Annotated in this window: 1 protein-coding gene; it reads left to right on the top strand. The window is 69.0% G+C overall.

From position 1 onward, the window contains the following. Window positions 1-122 precede the first annotated feature (122 nt). Window positions 123-1,487 (top strand): ISNCY family transposase, encoded by a 1,365-nt coding sequence (locus ACIQMV_RS39360; RefSeq protein ID WP_402597921.1) that lies wholly within the window; start codon window positions 123-125, stop codon window positions 1,485-1,487. The last annotated feature ends 92 nt before the right edge of the window (window positions 1,488-1,579 follow it).

Raw genomic sequence — 1,579 nt, 5'->3', positions numbered from 1 at the left:
CTAGCTACTTGCCCCTGAAGAAGTCTGGGGGCTGCCTCTGGGTTGTCCTCTGGGGAGAGCTGGTAAGGGCGGGCCGTGGCCGCGACAGTGGAGGCGGGTCGTTGCGGCCGGGGGTGGTGGCGGTGCTGCGTGTCGCAGGAGTACAGGACACCTGGTGGGAAGTGCTGCCAGAGCACGCGCGGCAGTTACCAGCCGAGCTGGCCCGAGTCGATGCGTTCTTGGACGACGAGCGATTCATCGACCCCTGGAGGGCGGTGTTCGCCGAGCGGCTGGGACGGCCGTCGGTGCCGGTGGAGACGCTGCTGCGCCTGCTCTATCTCAAACACCGCTACCAACTCGGCTACGAGACCCTGTGCCGTGAGGTCGCCGACTCGTTGAGCTGGCGCCGATTCTGCCGCATCCCGCTGGCCTCCCCGGTGCCGCACCCGACCACCCTGATCAAGCTGGTGCGCCGCAGCGGAACACAGACCGTGGAAGAACTGAACGCCGCCCTACTGGGCAAGCTGGTCGAAGACAAGCTGCTGCGGTGCCGCAAGCTGCGCATCGATACCACCGTGATCGAAGCCGACATCGACCACCCCACGGACGCCGACCTGCTCGAACACGGAGTACGCAAACTGGGCCGGCTGGTTGGGCGGATCAAGGCGTCGGGGGCAGCCAGCCGCACTCGCTTCCGTGATCGCAGCCGGTCAGCGGGGCGCCGTTTGAAGGAGATCTCGCGCACGCTGCGGCGGCGCACCGGCCAGGCGCTGGGCGAGATCGATCGACTCACCGGTGAAATCGCCGCCCTGGCCCGCGCCACCCTGCGGGACGCGGCGGCGGTCGAACGCAATGCCCGGCGCACGCTGGGCAAGCTGCCTTCGGGACGACTCGCGCACCTGGTGGGCGAGCTGGCCGAGACCGCGGCCGGCACCCGCCGACTCCTGGAGCAGACCGCCTTGCGACTGGCGGGCATCCGCACCATCCCCGACCGGCTGGTCTCGTTGGCCGACCCCGACGCCCGGCCAATCCGCAAGGGCAAGCCCCAGCACCCCACCCAGTTCGGCTACACCGCTCTCGTGGCCGAGGACGAACGCGGCTTCATCGTCGACCACCAGGTCCAGCGCGGAAACCCACCCGACGCTCCGCAACTGGTTCCCTCGGTAGAGCGTGCCGCGTCACTGACCGGCCGCACGCCCGGCACGGTCGTCGCCGACCGCGGCTTCGGCACCGCGGCCAACGATCTGACCCTGGCAGAACTCGGCGTCCAGCGGATCGGCCTGCAACGAGCCGGGAAGCCTGGAAAGGCGCGGCGTGAGTACGAACAAAGCCGCCCATTCCGGCGGATGCGCAACTGGAGAGTCGGCATCGAGGCCCGCATCAGTCACCTCAAGCGCAGCTTCGGCTTCCGCCGCACGCGCCTGCGCCGCCTCGCCGGCGCCCAGACCTGGGCCGGACTGGGAATCTTCGCCTACAACCTCCAGCGGATGACCGTCCTCAGCCGATGAGGGACATGTCGCCGACAGGCCAACGGCACAACGCCGTCCCACAGCACCGGCCCCTCACCAGCCCAAACACTTTTTCAGGGGCAAGTAGCTAG

Origin of the sequence: Streptomyces sp. NPDC091412, assembly GCF_044756885.1 — a bacterium.
GTDB lineage: Bacteria > Actinomycetota > Actinomycetes > Streptomycetales > Streptomycetaceae > Streptomyces.
This window is presented reverse-complemented; position numbering and strand designations above follow the sequence as displayed.